This is a genomic window from Pseudoxanthomonas suwonensis J47 (assembly GCF_000513955.1).
Lineage (GTDB): Bacteria > Pseudomonadota > Gammaproteobacteria > Xanthomonadales > Xanthomonadaceae > Pseudoxanthomonas > Pseudoxanthomonas suwonensis_C.
Window position 1 is genome coordinate 131226 of record NZ_KI911331.1, and the last position, 21718, is coordinate 152943.

The window sequence follows — 21718 nt, forward strand, 5'->3', positions numbered from 1 at the left end:
GAGCCTAGCAGACGGCCCGCGCCGGCTGCCCGGGTCCCCGGTCGCCGCCGCAACGGTCCGTTGCGGTCCGCCCGTGCCGGCCAGCGGCGCGGGCGCGTACAGTGGCCGGGCCCACCCCGAGGTTATCGCGCGATGTCCGCCACCACGCCCATGCCGGCCGCCTTCCTCGGCCATGGCAGCCCGATGAACGCGCTGGAGCGCAACCGCTATACCGAGGCCTGGCGCGCGTTCGGCGCCTCGGCGCCGCGGCCACGCGCGATCCTGGCGGTGTCGGCGCACTGGTACGGCAACTTCACCGCGGTCACGGCGATGCCGAAGCCGCGCACCATCCACGACTTCTACGGCTTCCCGCAGGCGCTGTTCGACGTGCAGTACCCGGCGCCGGGCCTGCCGGAACTGGTCGAGGAGGTCGCCGACGCGGCGCGCCCGGACCAGGTCGGCGCCGACGTCGATGGCTGGGGCATCGACCACGGCACCTGGTCGGTGCTGGTGCATGCCTTCCCCGACGCCGACGTGCCGGTGGTGCAGCTGTCGATCGACGCGCGCCGCCCGCCGGAATGGCACCTGGCGCTGGGCGCGAAGCTGGCGGCGCTGCGCGGGCGCGGGGTGATGGTGGTCGGCAGCGGCAACGTCGTGCACAACCTGCGCGCGATCGACTGGAACCGGCCCGATGGCGCCTTCGACTGGGCGCGCCGCTTCGAGGAGGACGCGCGCGCGCTGATGCTGGAGCGGCCCGCCGACGTGCCCTCGCTGGTCGCGCACCCGGACTACCGCCTGGCCGTGCCCACGCCGGACCACTTCCTGCCGCTGCTGTATGTCGCCGGGCTGGCCGCCGCGTCCGCGCGCGCACCCGACGTACTGGTCGACGGCTACGCCTACGGTTCGCTGTCGATGACCTCGTACGCGCTGGACGCGCATTGCCCGCAGGCCGCGGGTGGCGAGGGCGCCGCGCCGCTGGCCACGGCCCTGCCGCCGGAAGACGCCAACGTCTGAGCAGGCGGCGGCGTTACCATCGGCGCTCCCCACGGAGCCTGCCCATGACGATGACCCTGCGCGCCTGTGTCCTGCTGTCGCTGCTGTTGCCGGCCTCCTGGGCGACGGCCGCCGATGCCGTCACCGGTGCGGCGGCACGGCAGCAGCCGGCGATGGTCGAGTGGCGGCGCGACTTCCATCGGCACCCGGAACTGGGCGGGCACGAGGTGCGCACCGCCGACACCATCGCCCGCGAACTGCGCGCGATGGGCCTGGAGCCGCGCACCGGCATCGCCCGCACCGGCGTGGTCGCGGTGCTGAAGGGCGCGTTGCCCGGGCCGCGGATCGCCCTGCGCGCGGACATGGATGCGCTGCCGGTGAAGGAGGAGACCGGGCTGGCGTTCGCTTCCACCGCCACCTCGAGCTATCGCGGCCAGCCGGTAAGCGTGATGCACGCCTGCGGCCATGACCTGCACATGGCGATCCTGCTGGGCGTGGCGCGCGCGCTGGTCGAGCGCCGCGACAGCCTGCGCGGCGAGGTCATGTTCGTGTTCCAGCCCTCGGAGGAAGGTCCGGACGAGCCGGGTGCGCCGTTCGGCGCGCGGCTGATGCTCGACGAGGGCGTGTGGAAGGATTTCCGTCCCGAGGCGGTGTTCGGCCTGCACGTGTGGTCGTCGCTGCAGGTCGGCCAGGTCGGCTTCCGCAGCGGACCGCTGCTGGCCAGCGCCGATGAATGGACGTTGACCGTGCGCGGCAGGCAGACGCACGGCTCGCGGCCGTGGGACGGCGTCGATCCGATCACCATCGGCGCGCAGGTGCTGCTGGGCACGCAGAGCATGATCGCCCGCCAGGTGAACATCGCCAGCACGCCGGTGGTGCTGACCGCCGGCCAGTTCAACAGCGGCGTGCGCTTCAACATCATTCCCGACGAGGCGGTGCTCGTCGGCACGCTGCGCACCTTCGACCCGGAGGTGTGCGAGGACGTGGTCGCGCGCTTCCGTCGCATTGCCGATGCCTACGCGCAGGCGGCCGGCGGCAGCGCGGAGCTGTCGGTGGTGAGCAATGCGCCGGCGACGGTCAACGATCCGGCACTGGCGCGGCGGGTGCTGCCTTCGCTGCAGGCTGCGGTGGGCGCGGACAACGTGGTCGAGATGCCGCTGCAGACCATCGCCGAGGATTTCTCGCAGTTCGCCAACGAGGTGCCCGGCGCGTTCTTCCTGGTCGGCACCACCCCGGCGGGGCAGGACCCGGCGAAGATGCCGATCAACCACTCGCCGAAGTACGCGCCGGACGAAGCGGCGCTGGAGCTCGGCGCGCGGGCGATGCTGCAGGTGGTGCTGGACTACCTGGGCGGCGAGCCGGGCTGAGGCTTCAGCGGATCCGCGGCTGCGCCGCGAACCACGGCCGCAGCCGGCGCAGCGCCTCCTCCACGTGCACCGTGGCCGGGGCGAAGCTGAAGCGGATGAAGTGGTGGCCGTCCACCGGATCGAAGTCCACGCCCGGGGCCAGGGCCACGCCGGTGTCGGCGAGGATGCGCCGGCACAGCTCCAGGCTGTCGTCGCTGAGGTGGGCGACGTCGGCCCAGATGTAGAACGCGCCATCGGGCGGGGCGATGCGCTCCAGCCCCAGGTCCGGCAGCGCCTCCAGCAGCAGCTGGCGGTTGCGCGCATAGGTGGCGCGGTGGCCTTCCAGCTCCTCCGTGCAGTCCATCGCCACCAGCGCCGCCTGCTGGCTGGGCGAAGGCGGGGTCAGGAACAGGTTGCCGGCGTAGGCGCGCGCGGTGTCCACGTGCGCCGGCGGCACCAGCAGCCAGCCCAGGCGCCAGTCGACCATCGAGTAGTACTTGGAATAGCTGTTCACCACCATCGCGTCCGGCGCGTACTGCAGGATCGAGTGCGCCGGCCGGGTGTAGTGCAGGCCGTGGTAGATCTCGTCGGACAGCAGCACGATGCCGCGCTCGCGGCAGACCGCGGCGATCGCGCGCAGCTCGTCGGGTTCGATGATGGTGCCGGTGGGATTGGCCGGGCTGGCGAGGATCACGCCGGCCGGCGCCGGATCCAGCGCGGCGATGGCCGCGGCCGTGAGCTGGTAGCGGCTCTCCGGGCCGCAGCCGATCTCCACCGGCTGCAGGCGCGCGGCGATGGCGGTGTTGCGGTAGGCGATGTAGCCGGGACGGGCGAAGGCGATGCGGTCGCCGGTCTCGAAGCGCGAGAGCATCGCCAGCAGCAGCGCGGGCGAGGCGCCGCAGGTGAGGATGAGCTGCGCCGGATCGATCTCCACGCCGTAGGCATCGCGGTAGTGGCGGGCGATGCGCTGGCGCAGCGGCACGCTTTCCCAGTAGCCCGGTGGCGGCTGCCCGAGGCCCTCGCGCACCGCCGCCAGCGCCGCGGCCGGCGCCGGCGTAGAGGGCTGGCCGAACTCCATGTGCACCACGGAGCGGCCTTCGGCCTCCAGCGCACGCGCCAGCTGGCTGATGGCGATCGCGCGGAACGGTTCGACGCGACCGCCCATGGCTCAGTGGCCCTGTTCGCGGGCGATCGCGCGCCAGCCGATGTCGCTGCGGTGGAACCCGTTGGCCCAGTGGATCGCGGCGACGCCGGCATAGACACGGCGCTGCGCGTCGGACACCGAATCGCCCAGCGCGGCCACGCACAGCACGCGGCCGCCGGCGCTGACCACGCGGCCTTCCGCGTCCAGCGCGGTGCCGGCATGGAACACCTTGGTATCGGCGGGGACCGCGTCGAGGCCTTCGATCACGTCGCCGGTGACGGGCGATTCCGGATACGGGCGCGCGGCCATCACCACGCCCAGCGACGGGCGCGGATCCCAGTGCGCCTGCACCTCGTGCAGGCGGCCGTTGATCGCCGCCTCGACCAGTTCGACCAGGTCCGACTGCAGGCGCAGCATCACCGGCTGGGTCTCCGGGTCGCCAAAGCGCACGTTGAACTCGATCACCTTCGGTGCGCCGTTGCGGTCGATCATCAGGCCGGCATAGAGGAAGCCGGTGAACGGGATGCCGTCGGCGGCCATGCCGGCCACGGTCGGCTCCACCACCTCGCGCATGATCCGCGCATGCACCTCCGGGGTGACCACCGGTGCCGGCGAGTACGCGCCCATGCCGCCGGTGTTCGGGCCGGTGTCGCCGTCGCCGACGCGCTTGTGGTCCTGCGAGGTGGCCATCGGCAGCGCGGTCCTGCCGTCCACCATGGAGATGAAGCTGGCCTCCTCGCCCTCGAGGAATTCCTCGATCACCACCCGCGCGCCGGCGTCGCCGAAGGCGTTGCCGGAGAGCATGTCGCGTACCGCGGCCTCGGCTTCCTCCAGGGTCATGGCCACGATCACGCCCTTGCCGGCGGCCAGGCCGTCGGCCTTGACCACGATCGGAGCGCCCTTCTCCCGGATATACGCCAGCGCGGCGTCGACGTCGGTGTGCACGGCATAGAACGCGGTGGGAATGCCGTGGCGGGCGAGGAAATCCTTGGCGTAGGCCTTGCTGCCTTCCAGCTGCGCCGCCGCGGCGGTGGGGCCGAAGATGCGCAGGCCGGCCTCGCGGAAGCGGTCGACCACGCCGGCCACCAGCGGCACCTCCGGACCGACCACGGTCAGCGCCACGCCCTCGTCGCGGGCCAGCTGCAGCAGGCCGTCCAGGTCGGTGACCTTGACCGGCGCGTTGCGGCATTTCGTCTCGGTGGCGGTGCCGGCGTTGCCCGGGGCGACGATCACTTCGGACACGCGCGGCGACTGCGCCAGCTTCCAGGCCAGCGCGTGCTCGCGCCCACCGGATCCGATCACGAGGACTTTCGACATGGTGGAAGGAATTCGACGGAAGGGGAGCGCGATTCTAGCCTGCCGGGGCGTCGCCCCGGCCGCGCTCAGTCCTTCTCGTGGTGGCCGAAGGCCGGGTGCAGCACGACTTCGCCGGCGGAGGCGGCATCGGTGAAGCGCAGCGCCTGGAACGCCCCCTCGGGGGCGCCGGGCAGGGTCAGCAGCGGCTCGGCCTCGAAGCCGAAGCGGCCGTAGAAGGCCGGGTCGCCCAGCACCACGCAGCCGTTGGCCTCGCGTTCCTGCAGGATCTGCAGGCCGGCGTGGAGCAGCGCGCTGCCGACGCCGTGGCCCTGGTCGGCAGGGTCCACCGCCAGCGGACCGAGCACGTACCATCCGTCGCCATCGCGCGAGGGCCGAGCCGGCGAGAAGGCGATGTAGCCGGCGACGCGGCCGTCGATGTCGGCCACCAGCGAGACCGCCAGGGCGTGGTCGGCGCGCAGGGTGTCGACGATGCGGCATTCCAGCCTGCCTTCGCCGGGTGCGTCGGCGAAGGCCTTGCGCAGGACCTCGTTGATGCCCCCGGCGTCTTCCGGGATTTCCTCGCGGATCCACATGGCTGCACTCCCTGCATGGACTGGGCGCCAGCCTAGCCCGGCAGGCCGGAGCGCGGGATCAACGCGCGCCCCGGCGGGAACCGGTCAGTGGCGGAAGTGGCGCACGCCGGTGAAGACCATGGCGATGCCGTGCTCGTCGGCGGCGGCGATCACCTCGGCGTCACGCATCGAACCGCCCGGCTGGATTACCGCCTTGATGCCTGCGGCGGCCGCGGCGGCGTCGATGCCGTCACGGAACGGGAAGAACGCGTCCGAAGCCATCACCGAGCCCTCGACCACCAGGTCCGCGTCGGCGGCCTTGATCCCGGCGATGCGCGCCGAATACACGCGGCTCATCTGCCCGGCGCCCACGCCGATCGTGCGGTTGTCCTTCGCGTAGACGATCGCGTTGGACTTCACGAACTTGGCGACCTTCCAGGCGAACAGCAGGTCGGCGAACTGGGCCTCGGTCGGGGCCAGCTTCGTCACCACCTTCAGTTCGTCGCGGGTCACCACGCGGTCGTCGGCGGTCTGCATCAGCAGGCCCGAACCGACGCGCTTGACGTCGATGAAGCCCGGCGATGGCGGCGCCATCGGGATGCGCAGCACGCGCACGTTGGCCTTCTTCGTCGCATATTCCAGGGCGCCGGCGTCGTAGTCCGGGGCCAGCAGCACCTCGACGAACTGGCGGTCGAGGATGGTCTTCACCGTGGCCGCGTCGAGCGGGCGGTTGAAGGCGAGGATGCCGCCGAAGGCGCTGGTCGGGTCGGTGGCGTAGGCCAGCTCGTAGGCCTCGCCCACGTTGGCCGCCACGGCCACGCCGCAGGGGTTGGCGTGCTTGACGATGACGCAGGCCGGGGCGTCGAACTGGCGCACGCATTCCCAGGCCGCATCGGCGTCGGCGATGTTGTTGTAGCTCAGCTCCTTGCCCTGCAGCTGGGTGAAGGTGGCCAGCGAGCCCGGCGCCGGATGCAGGTCGCGGTAGAACGCGGCCTGCTGGTGCGGGTTCTCGCCGTAGCGCAGGTCCATCACCTTGACGAAGCTGCCGTTGGACTGGGCCGGGAACTGCGCGCGCACCGGCACTTCAGCCGAGGTGTCGGTGACGGCGGACAGGTAGTTGCTGATCGCCGCGTCGTACTGGGCGACGCGGTTGAACGCGGCCACCGACAGGGCGAAGCGGGTGGCGGCGGAGAGCTGGCCGTCATTGGCTTCCAGCTCGGCCAGCAGGCCGGCGTACTGCTCCGGCGAGGTGGCCACGGCCACGCGGGCGAAGTTCTTGGCCGCGCTGCGCAGCATCGCCGGGCCGCCGATGTCGATGTTCTCCACCGCGTCGGCCAGGGTGCAGTCCGCCTTGGCGGTCACCGATTCGAACGGATACAGGTTCAGCACCAGCAGGTCGATCGCACCGATGCCGTGCTGCGCCATCACCGCGTCGTCGATGCCGGCGCGGCCGAGCAGGCCGCCGTGCACCAGCGGATGCAGGGTCTTGACCCGGCCGTCCATCATTTCCGGGAAACCGGTGACCTCGGACACGTCCTTGACCGGCAGGCCGGCTTCGCGGATGGCGCGGGCGGTGCCGCCGGTGGACAGCAGTTCGATGTTGCGCGAGGCCAGGGCGCGGGCCAGGTCGATCAGGCCGGTCTTGTCGGAAACGGACAGCAATGCCCGGCGCACGGGCAGGAGGTCGGCGGTCATGGGGTCGGGGTGGTGCGGGAGGAAGGAGCGGAATTATAGCCGCCCACCCCGCATCGACCCGCGGGTCGGCCCCGGCCGCCCGGCCCGGGCCGGTCAGGCCAGGCCGTAGTCCTTCAGTTTCTTGCGCAACGTTGCCCGGTGGATGCCCAGCAGGGCCGCGGCGCGGCTCTGGTTGCCCTCGCAGTGGTTGAGGACTTCCACGAACAGCGGGATTTCCATCTCGCGCAGCACGATCTCGTACACGTCGTTGGCTTCCACGCCATCGAGGTCGCGCAGGTAGCGGCGCACCGACTGGGCCACGTGCTCGCGCAGCGGCGGGCGGGAAGCGGTGCGGCCGGAGTCGGCGCGGGAGCTGGCGTTCTGCTGCACGGGAATTCCGGATCTGCGGATCCGCATCGAAGCGGGCAGGGGAGTCTAGCGCGGCAGCCGGGTCGCTGCCATTGGGCCTTGGCCGCGATCCGCGCGTTCAGCGGAATTCGAACGAGAACGCCACGGTGCCCGGCGCGGGCTCCTGCACCATAAAGGTGATCTGCGCGCTCTGTCCCGGAGACAGCAGCGTGTCCGGCGCGGCGCCGAGGTATTCGGCGGGCAGGAACACGCGGCTGCCGAGCACGCGCCCGTCGGCATCGGACAGGGCCAGCTGCAGCGCCGGCCAGGCCTGCGCCCAGCGCGCGTCGTTGCGGAAGCTGGCGTCCACGCGCAGCGCGCCCGGCTGCGCCGCGGGACGCACCTGGCGGTCGAGCATGGTGAACGCGGCCGGTTCGTGCCACGGCGGCAGCTCGCACTGGAACACGCCGCACAGCATGGCGACCACCGGCCGCCAGCGCGCATCGGCGGCCAGGCGCGCGCGGTCGGCGAGCAGCACCTGCACGACCAGCAGCAGGGCCAGCAGCGCGATCAGCGGCCATTGCCAGCGCGCCGCGCCGCGGCGTGGCGCCACGGCTGCCGCCAGCGCTGCGGGCGCAGCCGCGCCGGCGTTTTCGGCGGCGGCAGTGAACCGCTGCGCGGTGTCATCCGCCGGCGAGGACGCGGCGATGTCCGCTTCGACCGGCGCAGCGCCTGCAGCCGCGGCCGTCGCCGGGTCCATGCCCATCTCCTCGCCGCTGCCCGGCTCGTCTTCCAGCGGCCGGCCGCAACGCGGGCAGGCGGCCGGCAACGGCCGCGACTGCGGGTGGTAGGCGACCAGGAACTGGCAGTGCGGGCAGGGATAGAACATGCCCGCTATTCAAGCATGCCCGGCCCGGCGCCTGCGATCCGGGCAAGTCCGATGCCGCGGGCGCAGCTCAGCGGCGCACGCCCTCGATGCGCACCCAGTCTTCCTCGGTGGCCACTTCCAGGTCGTCGAACCACTCGGCGTAGCGCTGCAGCAGTTCGCCCTCCTGGCCGCGGAGGATGCCGGACAGGGCGATCCGGCCGCCCGGGGCGACGCGCGCGGCGAGCACCTCGGCCAGCGCGTCCAGCGCCACGGCCAGGATGTTGGCGACCACGATCGGATAGGTCGCGGCCGGCTCGTCCTGCGGCAGGTACACGGCCAGGCGCTCGCCGACCTCGTTGCGCGCGGCGTTGTCGGCGCTGGCCAGCAGCGCCTGCGGGTCGTTGTCCACGCCCACTGCCTGCGCGGCGCCGAGCTTGAGCGCGGCCAGGGCGAGGATGCCCGAGCCACAGCCGAAGTCGAGCACGCGCACGCCGTCGAGCATGCCTGCGCCGGCGAGCCGGTCCAGCCAGCGCAGGCACAGCGCGGTGGTCGGATGGGTGCCGGAGCCGAAGGCCAGGCCCGGGTCCAGGCGCACGATCGCCGCCTGTGCGTTGTCGGCCTCCGGCGGCAGCTCGTGGTTCCACGGCACGATCCAGGTGCGCTCGCCGAAGCGCATCGGCTTGAACGTGTCCAGCCACGCGCGCTCCCAGTCCTGGTCCTCGACCGTGCGGAACGAGGCGCTGGCCCAGTCCAGCTCCGGGTCGAAGGCCTCCAGCGCGGCGAGCAGGGCCAGCGCGTTGGTGCCGGCGTCGAACAGCGCGGTCAGCACCAGCGATTTCCAGATCGGGGTCTCGCCCACGCCCGGTTCGAGGATGGCGCGCTCGTTCGGGGTGTCGGCGTCGGCGTCGAGCAGGGTGACCGACAGCGCGCCGACGTCCTCCAGCGCGCGCTCGTAGCGCGGCTGCTCGGCTTCGGTGCTGCGCAGGCTCAGTTCCAGGTAGGGCATGGCGTCGTGGGGCGGTGCGTGCGGGGAATGCGATTGTCTCACGCGCCGGCGAGGGCGGCCCCGCAAGGCGGATCTACGCCGATGCGGGGCTCCCGGTGCAGGAGGCGCCGGCAACGGCCGGCCTCCACGACGCAAAGGGGCCGGCGATGCCGGCCCCCGTGCGTTCCCCTGCGATCGCACGATCAGCCGAGGGCGATGGACTGGTTCTTGCGTTCGGCCAGGCGCTTTTCCAGGTAGTGGATGTTCTGGCCGCCGGCCTGGAAGCCCTTGTCGCGCATGATCCGCTGCTGCAGCGGGATGTTGGTCTTGATGCCGTCGACCACCATCTCGCTCAGCGCCACGCGCATGCGGCAGATCGCGGTCTCGCGGTCCGGGCCGTGCACGATCAGCTTGCCGATCATCGAGTCGTAGTTCGGCGGCACGCGGTAGCCCTCGTACACGTGGGTGTCCACGCGCACGCCCGGGCCACCCGGGGCGTGGAAGTGCTGGATCAGGCCGGGGCTGGGGAAGAACGTTTCCGGGTCCTCGGCGTTGATGCGGCACTCGATGGCGTGGCCGTTGAGGACCACGTCCTCCTGGCGGATGCGCAGCTTCTGGCCGGCGGCAATGCGCAGCTGCTCGGCGACGAGGTCGATGCCGGTGACCATCTCCGTCACCGGATGCTCCACCTGGATGCGGGTGTTCATCTCGATGAAGTAGAAGCGGCCGTCCTCGTACAGGAACTCGAAGGTGCCGGCACCGCGATAGCCGATGCGCAGGCAGGCCTCGACGCAGACCTTGCCGATCTGCGCGCGCTGCTCCGGGGTGATGCCCGGCGCCGGCGCTTCCTCCACCACCTTCTGGTGGCGGCGCTGCATCGAGCAGTCGCGCTCGCCGAGGTGGATGGCGTTGCCCTGGCCGTCGGCGAGCACCTGGATCTCCACGTGGCGCGGGTTCTCCAGGAACTTCTCCATGTAGACCTCGCCGTTGCCGAACGCGGCCTTGGCCTCGGTCTTGGTGGTCTCGATGGCCGCCTTCAGCGCGCCCTCGGCGTGGACCACGCGCATGCCGCGGCCACCACCGCCGCCGGCGGCCTTGATGATCACCGGGTAGCCGATCTCGCGCGCGATGCGGGTGTTGGCGACGATGTCGTCGCCCAGGGGGCCGCCGGAACCGGGCACGCAGGGCACGCCGGCGGCCTTCATCGCACGGATTGCCTCGACCTTGTCGCCCATCAGCCGGATGGTGTCGGCCTTGGGGCCGATGAAGATGAAGCCGGACTGCTCCACGCGCTCGGCGAAGTCGGCGTTCTCGGAGAGGAAGCCGTAGCCGGGGTGGATGGCCTGCGCGTCGGTGACTTCGGCCGCGGCGATGATCGAGGCCATGTTGAGGTAGCTGTCGGTGGAGGGCGCCGGGCCGATGCACACCGACTCGTCGGCCATGGCCACGTGCTTGAGGTTGCGGTCCACGGTGGAGTGGACGGCCACGGTGCGGATGCCCATCGCGTGGCAGGCACGCAGGATCCGCAGGGCGATCTCGCCGCGGTTGGCGATGACTACTTTATCAAGCATGGGATTCGGGATTCGGAATTGGGGATTCGTACAAGGCGCCCGGATCGCGAACGGTTCGCGCGGTGTCGAGCGAGCGGATCAATGCATTGAGTCGGGAGAACGTGCGATCGAGCTGGTCGTTGGTTTCGGCGTCGTGTTCGCAGTAGCCCAGGCGCCCGCCGATCTCCAGCTGGGTACCGGTTTCGGCGAGGGAACCTCGTGCCATGGACAGGAAGCGCAGGTATTCGGCGGTCGAGCAGCGGGCGCCGCCCTCCGCGATGTTCGACGGTCCGCTTACCGCCGCCCTGCGCAACTGCATGCTGAGGCCAAGCCGTTCTTCTTGCGGGAAACGGGCCGTGATCCGGTAGATCGACTCGACCAGCGCCATCGCGTCGCGCCATACGTCCAGGCGCTCGTGCGGTCGCTGCTTTTGCGAATCACGAATCACGAATCACCAATCCCGTCGTGACCGGCGTCAGCCGATCACGAACAGCGGCTGGTCGAACTCGATCGGCTGGCCGCTTTCGCACAGGATCGCGACGACGGTGCCGGCGACGTCGGCCTCGATCGGGTTGAACATCTTCATCGCCTCGATGATGCCCAGCGTCTCGCCGGCCTTGACCTGCTGGCCGACGGTGACGAACGGCGGCTTGTCCGGGGCCGGGGCGGCGTAGAAGGTGCCGACCATCGGCGCGCGGACCACGTGGCCCGGCGGCAGCTCGGCGCCGGCCTTGGGCGTGCCGCCGGTGGCGGCCTCGACCGGCGAGCTCATCGGCATCGGCGCCGCCGCCGGGGCGGCGGCCGGGCTGCGCACTTCCAGCGCGGCGGCCGGGGCGGCCACGGCCACGCCGGTCGGGATGCGCGACAGGCGCACGCTTTCCTCGCCTTCCTTGATCTCGATTTCGGCGAGGTTGGATTCTTCCAGCAGGTCGATGAGCTTCTTGATCTTGCGCAGGTCCATGATGGCCTCGGTGTTGCAGAAAGGGGGGGCGGTCAGCCCGGCAGGCGCGCGAGCGCGGCGTCCAGGGCGTAGCGGTAGCTGTCGGCGCCGAACCCGCAGACCACGCCGACCGCCTTGTCGCTGAAGTAGCTGTGCTGGCGGAAGGGTTCGCGGGCGTGCGGGTTGGACAGGTGGATCTCGATGAACGGGATCGCCACCGCCGCCAGCGCGTCGCGCAGGGCGACGGAGGTATGGGTGAAGGCGGCGGGGTTGATCAGGATGAAGGCGGTGCCGTCGCCGCGCGCGGCCTGCACCCGGTCGACCAGGGCGTGCTCGGCGTTGGACTGGAACGATTCCAGCGCGTGGCCGGCAGCGCGGGCGCGCGCGGCCAGGTCGGCATCGATGTCGGCCAGGGTGGTGCGGCCGTAGACCTCCGGCTCGCGGGTTCCGAGCAGGTTGAGGTTGGGGCCGTGCAGGACCAGCAGTTTGGCCATGGAACGTTGCGGAACCGGAAAGGGCGGCAGTCTGCGCGAAGGCGCCATTCGTGTCCAGTTCGGCGAAGTTCGCAGTGTTTCAAGCAAATGTTTGAATTGCGGCTGGCTTCCCGCCCCGGATGCGACTGGCGTCAGGGTTCCGCCGATTTTCCCCCTCCTCCGGGAGAGGGGCCAAGGGCGAGGGTCGGCAGCGCCGCGGCGGTCAAACCCTGGCGCCAGCCCTCGGCAGCGCGCTCAATCCCGCGCCCACCCCTCGATCTCCCCGGCCTCGAACGGCCCCAGCTTCTGCCGCACCACCCGCCCGCCCGCGTCGACCAGCACGCTGTACGGCAGCAGGCCGCGGGTATTGCCCAGGTGCACGCTGGCGTCGGCCGGGCCCGGCTGGTCGAGCAGGATCGGGTAGTCGACCGGGACGCGGGCGAGGAAATCACGCACGTTCTCCGGCGTGTCCAGGGCCAGTCCCACCACCTGCACCCCGTCGGCGCCCTGGGCGCGGGCGTAGCGCTGCAGCTCGGGCATTTCCTCGACGCAGGGCCCGCACCAGCTGGCCCAGACGTTGACCAGCAGCGGGCGTCCGGGCGCGATCGCGGCCAGATCGACGACGTTGCCGTCCAGGTCCGGAAGCCGGATCACTGGCATCGCATCACCCGGCCTGGCCGGGTCGACCCCCGCGGGAACCGCGGCCGCGGCCGCCGCCTCGTCGCGCGCAGCCTGCCGGCCCTGCCACCAGCCGGCGGCCACCAGCCCCAGCCCGCCCGCGGCCAACGCCACCAGCAGCAGGCGCCAGGTGGCCGGGTTCATCGCGCCGCCGCACGCAGCAGGGCGTCCTCGACGATGGCGCCGGTCAGCACCGGCGGCAGCACCGCCGGCGGCGCGCCCGGGCCGTAGACCACGTACAGCGGCACGCCCACGGCCTTGTGCTCCTCGAGGAAGGCGCTGATCTGCGGGTCGGCATTGGTCCAGTCGCCGCGCATGTAGACCGCGTCCGCGCGCTGCAAGGCGGTGTGGAAGGCCTCGCTGGACAGCACGTTGCGCTCGTTGGCCTTGCAGGTGACGCACCAGTCGGCAGTCATGTTCACGAACACCACCCGGTCCTCGCCGCGCAGGCGGTCCAGCGCCTCGGGCGAGTAGGCGAGCACGCCGTCCTCGGCGGCGCGCGCCGCCGGCGGCGCCAGCCGGGTCACGCCCCAGGCCGGCAGGATCGCCACCAGCGCCAGGGCCAGGGCCAGCGCCTTGCCGACGCGGCGGCCCTGCCAGCGGCTGCGTTCGAACCACCACAGCGCCAGCGCCAGCACCGCCGCGCCGGCCAGCACCAGGGCGACCGCATCCACGCCACGCTGGCGGCCGAGCACCCACAGCAGCCACACCGCGGTGAGGTACATCGGGAAGGCGAGCACCTGCTTGAGCGTCTCCATCCACGCACCCGGCTTCGGCAGCCGCCGCGCCAGCGCCGGGACGAAGCCGATCAGCAGGAATGGCAGGGCCAGGCCCAGGCCCAGCATCAGGAACACCAGGATCCCGACCGCCGCCGGCGCGGCGAAGGCGTAGGCCAGCGCCGGGCCCATGAACGGGGCGATGCACGGGCTGGCGACCACGCAGGCCAGCACGCCGGTGAGGAAGTCGCCGGCCGGGCCGCTGCGCCCGGCGGCCAGGCCGCCGCCGATGCCGGCGCCGAGGGTGAACACCCCCGACAGGCTCAGGCCGACGGCGAACATCAGGTAGACCAGGGCGGCCACGAACCACGGCTGCTGCAGCTGGAAGCCCCAGCCGGCGGCCATGCCTGCGCTGCGCAGCGCCACCACCAGCACGCCGACCGCGGTGAACGCGACCAGCACGCCGGCGGTGTACCAGAGCGCGTGCCGGCGCGCGTGGGCGCGGCTCTCGCCGCTCTGCGCCAGGCCCAGGGCCTTGAGCGAGAGCACCGGCAGCACGCACGGCATCAGGTTGAGGATCAGGCCGCCGAGCAGGGCCAGCACCAGGATCCCGGCCAGCGCCGGGGCCGAGGCCTTCGGCGGCGCGGTGCTGCGCAGGGCATTGCCGGCCGAGGCGTCCGGAACGGAGGTGGCCACACCGGCTTCGTCCGCAGCGGCTGCCTCGGCGGCAATGGCCTCGGCGGTCGCGCTCGCGGGCGTCGCCTCCGGCAGCGGCGGTGCCTCGCGCGGCGGCGGGGTGGCGTCGACCGTGCCGGCCGGCAGGTCCACCAACAGCCGGCGGGTCATCGGCGGATAGCAGATGCCGTCGGCCTGGCAGCCCTGGAAGGTCGCCACCACGGTGGCCTGCGCCGGATTGGCGTGGCTGCGGTGCACCGGCAGCTGCACCTCGACCGCGTCGAAGAACACCAGCACGTCGCCGAAATGCTCGTCGCGGTGGCGGCTGCCCTGCGGCCAGCGCGGGGCCTGCAGCTTGAGGCCCGGGTCGCCCTCGAGCACGAAGCGGCTGCGGTCGCGGTAGATGTAGTAGCCCGGCGCCGGCTCCAGCCGCACCAGGACGCGGTTGCCGCCATCGGCGATGGCGTCGGCGGTGAAGGCCTGGGCTTCGGGCAGGGCGGCCTGGCCGGGCAGCTGCAGGCCGCGCCGGTTCGCGCCGCCGAACACGGGCAGGCCGCCCGCCGTGCCGCCCACGGGCAGGTCCACCTGCAGGCGCCGGGTCTGCGGCGGGTAGCAGATGCCGATGTCGGCGCAGCCCTGGTACTTCACTTCCAGCTGCACGGGCCCGGCGCCGGGGGTGGCGCCCTCGAGCATCGCCAGCAGTTCGCCGCGGTAGGTCTCCACCGGGCCGAAGAATTCGTCGGTGTGGCGGTCGCCGTCGGGCAGGCGCAGCTCGCCGCCGGACAGGCCGCCGCTGGCCTTCACCGAGGTGCGGTGCCGGTACAGGTAATAGCCGTCGGCGATCTTCCAGCGCAGCTCGACCCGGTCGGGCGCGGGGGCGCTGGCGGAGAGCACGAAGGCCTGGTCGACCGGGAGCAGGTCGTCCTCGTCGACGGCCAGGGCGGGCAAGGCAGGCAGCAGCAGGCCCAGGGCCAGCAGCAGGCGGAACAGGCGGGGGAGGGGGGAGGTCATCGCAGCGGGGTCAGTCGCGGGTGGCGGCAGCCACCCAGTCCAGGTAGGCGGGCAGGCCGGCCCCGGCTTCGACCGCGACGATCTCGGGGAGTTCGTACGGGTGCAGGGCGCGCAGGCGCTCCACCAGGGCGGGCAGGCGGTCGGCCGGGGTCTTGGCCAGCAGCAGCACCTCGTCGGCCTGCTCGACCGCGCCCTGCCAGCGGTACACCGAGCGCATCGCCGGCAGCTGGCTGACGCAGGCGGCCAGCCGCTCCTCGACCAGGGTGGTGGCCAGGCGGTGGGCGGTGTCGGGGTCGGGGCAGCTGCAGAACACGAGATGGACCGGCATGCGCGGAAGTGTACCCGGCCCCCCTTGAAAGTCCTCCGGGCCTACCCCATCTGCCACTTCAACCCCGGTCCCCGCACCGGGTTTCGCCCGCCCGCGGCGCTGGCAGTCGCCCCCGACGAGTGCTAGAGTGGCCGCCCTTTTTCCAACCCAGTCAATCACTTGAGAGGGATTGAAATGAGCAACATCAAGCCGCTGTACGACCGCGTTGTCATCAAGCGTACCGAGGAAGAGAAGGTCTCCGCCGGTGGCATCGTGATCCCGGATTCGGCCACCGAGAAGCCGATCAAGGGCCAGGTCATTGCGGTCGGCGAGGGCAAGGTGCTGGACAACGGCACCGTGCGTGCCCCGAAGGTCAAGGTCGGCGACCAGGTCCTGTTCGGCAAGTACGCCGGCACCGAGGTCAAGCTCGACGGCACCGAGTACCTGGTGGTGAAGGAAGACGACATCTTCGCCGTGCTGGGCTGAGTGCCCGCCGTCCCCGTTTCCCGACTCCAACCAAATCAACTGAGGTAATACCACAATGGCTGCCAAGGATATCCGCTTCGGTGAAGACGCCCGCGCCCGCATGGTGCGCGGCGTGAACGTGCTCGCCAACGCCGTCAAGGCGACCCTGGGCCCGAAGGGCCGCAATGTCGTGCTCGAGAAGAGCTTCGGCGCCCCGACGATCACCAAGGACGGCGTGTCCGTCGCCAAGGAGATCGAGCTGGCCGACAAGTTCGAGAACATGGGCGCGCAGATGGTCAAGGAGGTCGCCTCCAAGACCTCCGACAACGCCGGCGACGGCACCACCACCGCCACCGTGCTGGCCCAGGCGCTGATCCGCGAGGGCATGAAGGCCGTGGCCGCCGGCTTCAACCCCATGGACCTCAAGCGCGGCATCGACAAGGCCGTCGTGGCCGCCGTCGAGGAGCTGAAGAAGCTGTCCAAGCCCACCGCCGACGACAAGGCCATCGCCCAGGTCGGCACCATCTCGGCCAACTCCGACGAGTCGATCGGCAACATCATCGCCGAGGCGATGAAGAAGGTCGGCAAGGAGGGCGTGATCACGGTCGAGGAAGGCTCGGGCCTGGAGAACGAGCTGGACGTGGTCGAGGGCATGCAGTTCGACCGCGGCTACCTGTCGCCGTACTTCATCAACAACCAGCAGAGCATGCAGTGCGAACTGGATGATCCGTTCATCCTGCTGCACGACAAGAAGATCTCCAACGTCCGCGACCTGCTGCCGATCCTCGAGGGCGTGGCCAAGGCCGGCAAGCCGCTGCTGATCGTGGCCGAGGAGGTCGAGGGCGAGGCCCTGGCGACCCTGGTGGTCAACACCATCCGCGGCATCGTCAAGGTGTGCGCGGTCAAGGCCCCGGGCTTCGGCGACCGCCGGAAGGCGATGCTGGAGGACATGGCCGTGCTGACCGGCGGCACCGTGATCTCCGAGGAGGTCGGCCTGCAGCTGGAGAAGGCCACCATCAAGGACCTGGGCCGCGCCAAGAAGGTGCAGGTCTCCAAGGAGAACACCACCATCATCGACGGCGCCGGCGACACCGCCGCCATCGAGGCGCGCATCAAGCAGATCAAGGCGCAGATCGAGGAGACCTCCTCGGACTACGACCGCGAGAAGCTGCAGGAGCGCGTGGCCAAGCTGGCCGGTGGCGTTGCCGTGATCAAGGTCGGTGCTTCGACCGAGATCGAGATGAAGGAAAAGAAGGCCCGCGTCGAGGACGCCCTGCACGCCACCCGCGCTGCGGTCGAGGAAGGCGTGGTCCCGGGCGGCGGCGTCGCCCTGATCCGTGCGAAGGCCGCGATCGAAGGCCTGAAGGGTGCCAACGAGGACCAGAACCACGGCATCCAGATCGCCCTGCGCGCCATGGAAGCCCCGCTGCGCGAGATCGTCGCCAACGCCGGCGAGGAGCCCTCGGTGGTCGTCAACCAGGTCAAGGCCGGCACCGGCAACTTCGGTTACAACGCCGCCAACGGCCAGTACGGCGACATGGTCGAGTTCGGCATCCTGGACCCGACCAAGGTGACCCGCACCGCGCTGCAGAACGCGGCCTCCATCGCCGGCCTGATGATCACCACCGAAGCGATGGTGGCCGAGCTGCCGAAGAAGGAAGAGCCGGCGATGCCGGGCGGCATGGGCGGCATGGGCGGCATGGACTTCTGAGTCCTGCTGCAGCCAACCGCTGCATCCGCTGTACAGGAAACCCCGCCGCGAGGCGGGGTTTTCTTTTGCGTGTCGCCCGGCGCGCGGCCGCGTCCGGCCGCCGTTGCCGCTGAAACGGTTGCGCGGCCCGGAAGCGGCTGTTATCAATGGCCCCGTGAACACGCCGCGCGCCAGCTTCTACTTCTGGTACTACTTTCCGAAGCCCATGGCGGAGGAAGGGTTGCGCGCGTCCTGAAGTTCGAACAGACACGACACACCCCGGAAGCCGCCAGAGACCCTGGCGGCTTTTTTGTCGCCACCTCCGGCGGGATCGACCGACATCCCAGGAGCACCCAGATGGCACCCCACACCGACGACCTGCGCATCCGCCGCATCGATACGCTGGTTTCCCCGGCCCGGCTGATCGCCGAGCTGCCCTGCACCGAAGAGGCGTCGCAGACCGTCGCCGACGCGCGCCGCGCCCTGCACCGCATCCTGCACGGGCAGGACGACCGCCTGGCGGTGGTGATCGGGCCGTGCTCGATCCACGACCCGGCCGCGGCGATGGAATACGCGCAGCGGCTGCGCCCGCTGCGCGACAGCCTCGGCGACGCGCTGGAGATCGTGATGCGCGTGTACTTCGAGAAGCCGCGCACCACGGTCGGCTGGAAGGGCCTGATCAACGACCCGGACCTGGACGGCAGCTTCAACATCAACAAGGGCCTGCGCCTGGCGCGCGGGCTGCTGCGCGACATCAACCTGCTCGGCCTGCCGGCCGGCTGCGAGTACCTGGACACGATCTCCCCGCAGTACATCGCCGACCTGGTCGCCTGGGGCGCGATCGGCGCGCGCACTACCGAGAGCCAGATCCACCGCGAGATGGCCTCCGGCCTGTCCTGCCCGGTGGGCTTCAAGAACGGCACCGACGGCAACGTGCGCATCGCCGCCGATGCGGTGATGGCGGCCTCGCAGCCGCACCATTTCCTGGCCGTGACCAAGGATGGCCATTCGGCGATCGCGGCCACCGCCGGCAACCCGGACGGACATGTGATCCTGCGCGGCGGCAAGGCGCCGAACTACGACGCCGACAGCGTGCAGGCCGCCGCCGAGGTGCTGGCCAAGGCCGGCCTGCCGGCGCGGATCATGATCGACGCCAGCCACGCCAACAGCGGCAAGAACCCGGACAACCAGCCGGCGGTGGTCGAGGCGATCGCCCGCCAGGTGGAAGGTGGCGACGGACGGATCATCGGCGTGATGGTGGAAAGCCACCTGGTCGGTGGCCGCCAGGACCTGGTCGACGGCCGCGCCCCCACCTACGGCCAGAGCATCACCGACGGCTGCCTGGACTGGGGGCGTTCGGTCGGCGTGCTGGAGCGGCTGGCGGAGTCGGTGCGTACGCGCCGCGCGCTCGCCCGGGAAAGCGCCGCGGCCTGACGGCAGTGGGCACTCGCGCGGGCAGCGGGCTGCCTTGCGCACGTGGCCGCTTCAGGCATGCTGCACGCCATGGACACGCTGCAACGGGCGAAGGCATGGAGCCGCGATGGATGGCGTCGCGGGATCACCTGGTGGCTTCGACGCCCGCGCTGGCTGCGCCGCGCGCTGTGGACCATCGTGCTGGCCTGGGGCGGTTACCTGGTGCTGGGCAACCTGCTGCTCAACACCCTGCTGCATCCGCTGGCCAATCGCCGGCCTGACGCGTTCCAGGCGCAGTGGGGCCTGGCGCATACGCTGTTCCCCGGCCACGTATCGGCGCGGCAGGTCCGCCTGCAGGGACAGGTGCGCGATCTTGCCTGGGACGTGCAGGCCGACCATGTGACGGGTCGCATCGCGTTGTGGCCTCTGCTGCGCCGCGAGCTGCGCGTGCCCTCGGTGGTGGCCGGCAATGTCGGCGGCGGCGTGCGCCACGTCGACCGCGCGCGACCCGCGCCGGCACCGCGCGCCGGTGGCTGGACCCTGCTGTTCGAGCGCATCGCCAGCGACAGCGTGCGCGAAGGCCACTACGACGGCCTGGTGCTGGAAGGCAACGGCACCGCGACCTTCGGCTTCGCCAAGCAGCTGCGCGGCGGGCCGATGCAGGTGTTCGACTCGACCGTGCATTTCGATGGCGCGCGGGTGCGCTCCGGCGCGAACACCCTGCTCGATGGCGCGACCCTTGATGGCGCGTTCTCGATCGCACGACATACGCACGCCGAAGCCTCCGGGCTGCGCACCCTGCTGCTGACCGACGGCACGCTGAGCCTCGATGCCGAAGGCGCTTCGCTGCGCGGCTACGTGGATCCGGACGGGCAGTTCCGCGTCGGTCTGGCCCCCGGCGGCGGGCGCCTGCAGGGGCGCCTGGTGATCGATGACGGCGTGCTGCAGCCCGGCGGCCGGCTGGTGTGGACCGCGCCGATGCGGGGTACCGGCGTGGCCGGCGACGTGCTGGACGACACCCTGAGCGTGGCAGTGCAGGTGGACGACGACATCGGCCTGCGCCTGCAGGTGCCCGGCCGCGACGGCGGCCCGCTCGACCTCGATGCCGAGCTGCGCCTGCAGGGGCGCCAGCTGCCGGTACAGGGTGCGCTGGCCGAGCTGCTGCCGCGCGCCTCCGGGCATGTCGCCGGGCGCTGGCACTTCCCCTCGCTGGGCTGGGTGGCACCGCTGTTCAACGCGCCGCCGTGGTTCGCGCTGGAAGGCGCCGGCGAACTGCGCGCGGACCTGCGCGTGGAGGGTGGCCAGGTCGCGCCGGGCAGCCATGTCGAGTTGCCGGAAGTGGATGCGGTGGCCACGGTGATGGGCACCGTCGTCAGCGGCCGCGGGCGCGTGCGCGCGGAGCTGGGCAATGGCGACGCCGGCACGCTGCAGACACGGCTGGAGGCGGCGCTGGACGGCTACGCGATCGCCGCCGCCGACGCGCCGCAGGCGCCGTTCGCGCGCGGCGACAACCTGCGGCTGGACGTGATCGTCGACGGCATGCCCGCACGCGGCGAAGGCCTCGCGGCGACGACGGCGCGGCTGCGCTTCAGCGATGCGGTCGTACCGGACCTGCGCGTGTACAACCGCTTCCTCTCCGGGCAGATGCGCATCGACGGCGGCCAGGGCAGCGCCAGCGCCGACCTGCGGCTCGACGGCCGCGGCAACCTCGGCCATGGCCAGGCCAGCGTGCAGGGCAGGGGCGCGCGGATGTCGTTCGCCGGCCGCCAGCTGCGCGGCGACCTCGGCATCGACGCGCACCTCCGCCGCGCCGACCTGGAGCAGCGCCGCTTCGATCTCGACGGCAGCAAGGTGCGGCTGCGCGACGTCAGCTTCCGCGACGCCGCCGGCCGCTCCCGCCAGGGCTGGTGGGCGGACGTGGACCTGCCCGAGGCGCGGATCGTCCTGCCCGCCGCCGCTCCGGCGCTGGTGCACGGGCGGGTTGGCGTCCAAGCGCGCGACGCCGGCTTCCTGCTCGACCTGTTCGGCGACGCCGACCGCCCGCGCTGGATGGAACGACTGGTCGATTCCGGCAAGGCCCGGGCCGAGGGCCGGGTGCGCTGGCAGGGCGACACGCTGGTCCTGGACGGCGTGCATGCGCGCAACGACCGCTACGACGTCCACGCGCGGTTGAAACTGTCCGGCGGCCAGCGCCGGGGCCAGCTGCTGGCCAGCATGGGGCCGCTTACGGCCGGACTGGACCTCCAGGGCGAGCGCCACCAGTGGCACCTGTTGCGCGCGCGGGAGTGGTTCGAGGCGCAGCCGGCGCTGCTGCACTGAGCGGGCAGCCCGGTGCCGGCTCGGAGCGCTCGTGCGATGGTTTCATCTGATACCGGTGTCATCCTGCAGGTTTCCCCTATTCAGTAAATTTCCCAGTAAAAACAGGAAATTGAACCTGCCGGTGCTGTTTTGCAGTGCAGCGTGCAAAGCCCCTAACGTCTCCTTCACGATGGCCCCGCATCCCGACGTGGGGGAGGGAGCAGGCCCGCTGGCAGTTCGCTGCAAGCGGGCTTTTTTTATCTCCGGACCGGACACCCGGTGGCATTGCCGCGACCT

At 71.5% G+C, this 21718-nt stretch carries 20 protein-coding genes; 6 read left to right on the top strand and 14 right to left on the bottom strand.

From position 1 onward, the window contains the following. Positions 1–132 precede the first annotated feature (132 nt). Positions 133–993: a 4,5-DOPA dioxygenase extradiol gene (gene ygiD / locus M503_RS0114015; RefSeq protein ID WP_028918734.1), complete on the top strand. Its 861-nt coding sequence runs from the start codon at positions 133–135 to the stop codon at positions 991–993. Between the two features lie 44 nt (positions 994–1037). Beyond that, complete coding sequence (locus tag M503_RS0114020; RefSeq protein ID WP_037061520.1) at positions 1038–2339, top strand: amidohydrolase; 1302 nt, start codon at positions 1038–1040, stop codon at positions 2337–2339. A 4-nt stretch (positions 2340–2343) separates the two neighbouring features. On the opposite strand, the gene M503_RS0114025 is transcribed toward M503_RS0114020, so the two are convergent. The 14 genes from M503_RS0114025 to cutA all read right to left on the bottom strand — a co-directional run bounded on the left by M503_RS0114025 (position 2344) and on the right by cutA (position 15576). Then, positions 2344–3483: a pyridoxal phosphate-dependent aminotransferase gene (locus M503_RS0114025; protein WP_028918732.1), complete on the bottom strand. Its 1140-nt coding sequence runs from the start codon at positions 3481–3483 to the stop codon at positions 2344–2346. Between the two features lie 3 nt (positions 3484–3486). Further along, positions 3487–4779: a phosphoribosylamine--glycine ligase gene (gene purD, locus M503_RS0114030; RefSeq protein ID WP_028918731.1), complete on the bottom strand. Its 1293-nt coding sequence runs from the start codon at positions 4777–4779 to the stop codon at positions 3487–3489. A 65-nt stretch (positions 4780–4844) separates the two neighbouring features. Next, positions 4845–5351, bottom strand: a complete 507-nt coding sequence (locus M503_RS0114035) for a GNAT family N-acetyltransferase (RefSeq protein ID WP_028918730.1) — start codon at positions 5349–5351, stop codon at positions 4845–4847. Positions 5352–5435: 84 nt separating this feature from the next. Next, positions 5436–7025, bottom strand: a complete 1590-nt coding sequence (gene purH, locus M503_RS0114040) for a bifunctional phosphoribosylaminoimidazolecarboxamide formyltransferase/IMP cyclohydrolase (protein WP_028918729.1) — start codon at positions 7023–7025, stop codon at positions 5436–5438. A 93-nt stretch (positions 7026–7118) separates the two neighbouring features. Then, complete coding sequence (fis, locus tag M503_RS0114045; protein ID WP_051414640.1) at positions 7119–7421, bottom strand: DNA-binding transcriptional regulator Fis; 303 nt, start codon at positions 7419–7421, stop codon at positions 7119–7121. A 70-nt stretch (positions 7422–7491) separates the two neighbouring features. Next, positions 7492–8241: a DUF3426 domain-containing protein gene (locus tag M503_RS0114050; protein ID WP_051414641.1), complete on the bottom strand. Its 750-nt coding sequence runs from the start codon at positions 8239–8241 to the stop codon at positions 7492–7494. A gap of 67 nt (positions 8242–8308) precedes the next feature. After that, positions 8309–9226 carry a 50S ribosomal protein L11 methyltransferase gene (prmA, locus tag M503_RS0114055; protein WP_028918726.1) on the bottom strand — a complete coding sequence of 306 codons (918 nt, stop codon included), beginning with the start codon at positions 9224–9226 and terminating at the stop codon, positions 8309–8311. Positions 9227–9408: 182 nt separating this feature from the next. Further along, positions 9409–10776 (bottom strand): acetyl-CoA carboxylase biotin carboxylase subunit, encoded by a 1368-nt coding sequence (gene accC, locus M503_RS0114060; RefSeq protein WP_024867600.1) that lies wholly within the window; start codon positions 10774–10776, stop codon positions 9409–9411. Continuing rightward, positions 10769–11203 carry a four helix bundle protein gene (locus M503_RS0114065; RefSeq protein WP_028918725.1) on the bottom strand — a complete coding sequence of 145 codons (435 nt, stop codon included), beginning with the start codon at positions 11201–11203 and terminating at the stop codon, positions 10769–10771. Before M503_RS0114065 ends, accC begins: the two co-directional genes overlap by 8 nt. 27 nt (positions 11204–11230) lie before the next feature. Beyond that, the gene (gene accB, locus M503_RS0114070; RefSeq protein ID WP_024867602.1) at positions 11231–11716 is read right to left on the bottom strand and encodes an acetyl-CoA carboxylase biotin carboxyl carrier protein; all 486 of its coding nucleotides are present in this window, start codon (positions 11714–11716) and stop codon (positions 11231–11233) included. A 32-nt stretch (positions 11717–11748) separates the two neighbouring features. Then, entirely contained in the window at positions 11749–12189 is a 441-nt protein-coding gene (gene aroQ, locus M503_RS0114075; RefSeq protein WP_028918724.1) for a type II 3-dehydroquinate dehydratase, read from the bottom strand. Positions 12190–12423: 234 nt separating this feature from the next. Beyond that, on the bottom strand, positions 12424–12990 hold the full coding sequence (locus M503_RS0114080; RefSeq protein ID WP_028928312.1) for a TlpA family protein disulfide reductase: 567 nt from the start codon (positions 12988–12990) through the stop codon (positions 12424–12426). Next, positions 12987–15248, bottom strand: coding sequence for a protein-disulfide reductase DsbD family protein (locus M503_RS0114085; protein ID WP_051414642.1), 2262 nt, complete (start codon positions 15246–15248; stop codon positions 12987–12989). The genes M503_RS0114080 and M503_RS0114085 overlap by 4 nt, the downstream gene beginning before the upstream one ends. A gap of 10 nt (positions 15249–15258) precedes the next feature. Then, a complete protein-coding gene (cutA, locus tag M503_RS0114090; protein ID WP_028928314.1) occupies positions 15259–15576 on the bottom strand; it encodes a divalent-cation tolerance protein CutA in 318 nt (105 codons plus the stop codon). Positions 15577–15750: 174 nt separating this feature from the next. Between cutA and groES the strand changes: the two genes are divergently transcribed. From groES to M503_RS0114110, 4 genes are all read left to right on the top strand, one after another. Next, the gene (gene groES, locus M503_RS0114095) at positions 15751–16041 is read left to right on the top strand and encodes a co-chaperone GroES (protein ID WP_024867607.1); all 291 of its coding nucleotides are present in this window, start codon (positions 15751–15753) and stop codon (positions 16039–16041) included. A gap of 55 nt (positions 16042–16096) precedes the next feature. Beyond that, positions 16097–17731 carry a chaperonin GroEL gene (gene groL / locus M503_RS0114100; protein WP_028928315.1) on the top strand — a complete coding sequence of 545 codons (1635 nt, stop codon included), beginning with the start codon at positions 16097–16099 and terminating at the stop codon, positions 17729–17731. A gap of 336 nt (positions 17732–18067) precedes the next feature. Beyond that, positions 18068–19144: a 3-deoxy-7-phosphoheptulonate synthase gene (locus tag M503_RS0114105; RefSeq protein ID WP_028918721.1), complete on the top strand. Its 1077-nt coding sequence runs from the start codon at positions 18068–18070 to the stop codon at positions 19142–19144. 69 nt (positions 19145–19213) lie between these two features. Further along, complete coding sequence (locus M503_RS0114110; protein ID WP_028928316.1) at positions 19214–21442, top strand: hypothetical protein; 2229 nt, start codon at positions 19214–19216, stop codon at positions 21440–21442. Positions 21443–21718 lie beyond the last annotated feature (276 nt).

Excerpts from the sequence above, each read along its gene's own strand:
- ygiD (WP_028918734.1), top strand. The coding sequence starts at position 133 with ATGTCCGCCACCACGCCCATGCCGGCCGCCTTCCTCGGCCATGGCAGC.
- M503_RS0114020 (WP_037061520.1), top strand. The coding sequence starts at position 1,038 with ATGACGATGACCCTGCGCGCCTGTGTCCTGCTGTCGCTGCTGTTGCCG.
- M503_RS0114025 (WP_028918732.1), bottom strand. The coding sequence starts at position 3,483 with ATGGGCGGTCGCGTCGAACCGTTCCGCGCGATCGCCATCAGCCAGCTG.
- purD (WP_028918731.1), bottom strand. The coding sequence starts at position 4,779 with ATGTCGAAAGTCCTCGTGATCGGATCCGGTGGGCGCGAGCACGCGCTG.
- M503_RS0114035 (WP_028918730.1), bottom strand. The coding sequence starts at position 5,351 with ATGTGGATCCGCGAGGAAATCCCGGAAGACGCCGGGGGCATCAACGAG.
- purH (WP_028918729.1), bottom strand. The coding sequence starts at position 7,025 with ATGACCGCCGACCTCCTGCCCGTGCGCCGGGCATTGCTGTCCGTTTCC.
- fis (WP_051414640.1), bottom strand. The coding sequence starts at position 7,421 with ATGCGGATCCGCAGATCCGGAATTCCCGTGCAGCAGAACGCCAGCTCC.
- M503_RS0114050 (WP_051414641.1), bottom strand. The coding sequence starts at position 8,241 with ATGTTCTATCCCTGCCCGCACTGCCAGTTCCTGGTCGCCTACCACCCG.
- prmA (WP_028918726.1), bottom strand. The coding sequence starts at position 9,226 with ATGCCCTACCTGGAACTGAGCCTGCGCAGCACCGAAGCCGAGCAGCCG.
- accC (WP_024867600.1), bottom strand. The coding sequence starts at position 10,776 with ATGCTTGATAAAGTAGTCATCGCCAACCGCGGCGAGATCGCCCTGCGG.
- accB (WP_024867602.1), bottom strand. The coding sequence starts at position 11,716 with ATGGACCTGCGCAAGATCAAGAAGCTCATCGACCTGCTGGAAGAATCC.
- aroQ (WP_028918724.1), bottom strand. The coding sequence starts at position 12,189 with ATGGCCAAACTGCTGGTCCTGCACGGCCCCAACCTCAACCTGCTCGGA.
- M503_RS0114080 (WP_028928312.1), bottom strand. The coding sequence starts at position 12,990 with ATGAACCCGGCCACCTGGCGCCTGCTGCTGGTGGCGTTGGCCGCGGGC.
- M503_RS0114085 (WP_051414642.1), bottom strand. The coding sequence starts at position 15,248 with ATGACCTCCCCCCTCCCCCGCCTGTTCCGCCTGCTGCTGGCCCTGGGC.
- cutA (WP_028928314.1), bottom strand. The coding sequence starts at position 15,576 with ATGCCGGTCCATCTCGTGTTCTGCAGCTGCCCCGACCCCGACACCGCC.
- groES (WP_024867607.1), top strand. The coding sequence starts at position 15,751 with ATGAGCAACATCAAGCCGCTGTACGACCGCGTTGTCATCAAGCGTACC.
- groL (WP_028928315.1), top strand. The coding sequence starts at position 16,097 with ATGGCTGCCAAGGATATCCGCTTCGGTGAAGACGCCCGCGCCCGCATG.
- M503_RS0114105 (WP_028918721.1), top strand. The coding sequence starts at position 18,068 with ATGGCACCCCACACCGACGACCTGCGCATCCGCCGCATCGATACGCTG.
- M503_RS0114110 (WP_028928316.1), top strand. The coding sequence starts at position 19,214 with ATGGACACGCTGCAACGGGCGAAGGCATGGAGCCGCGATGGATGGCGT.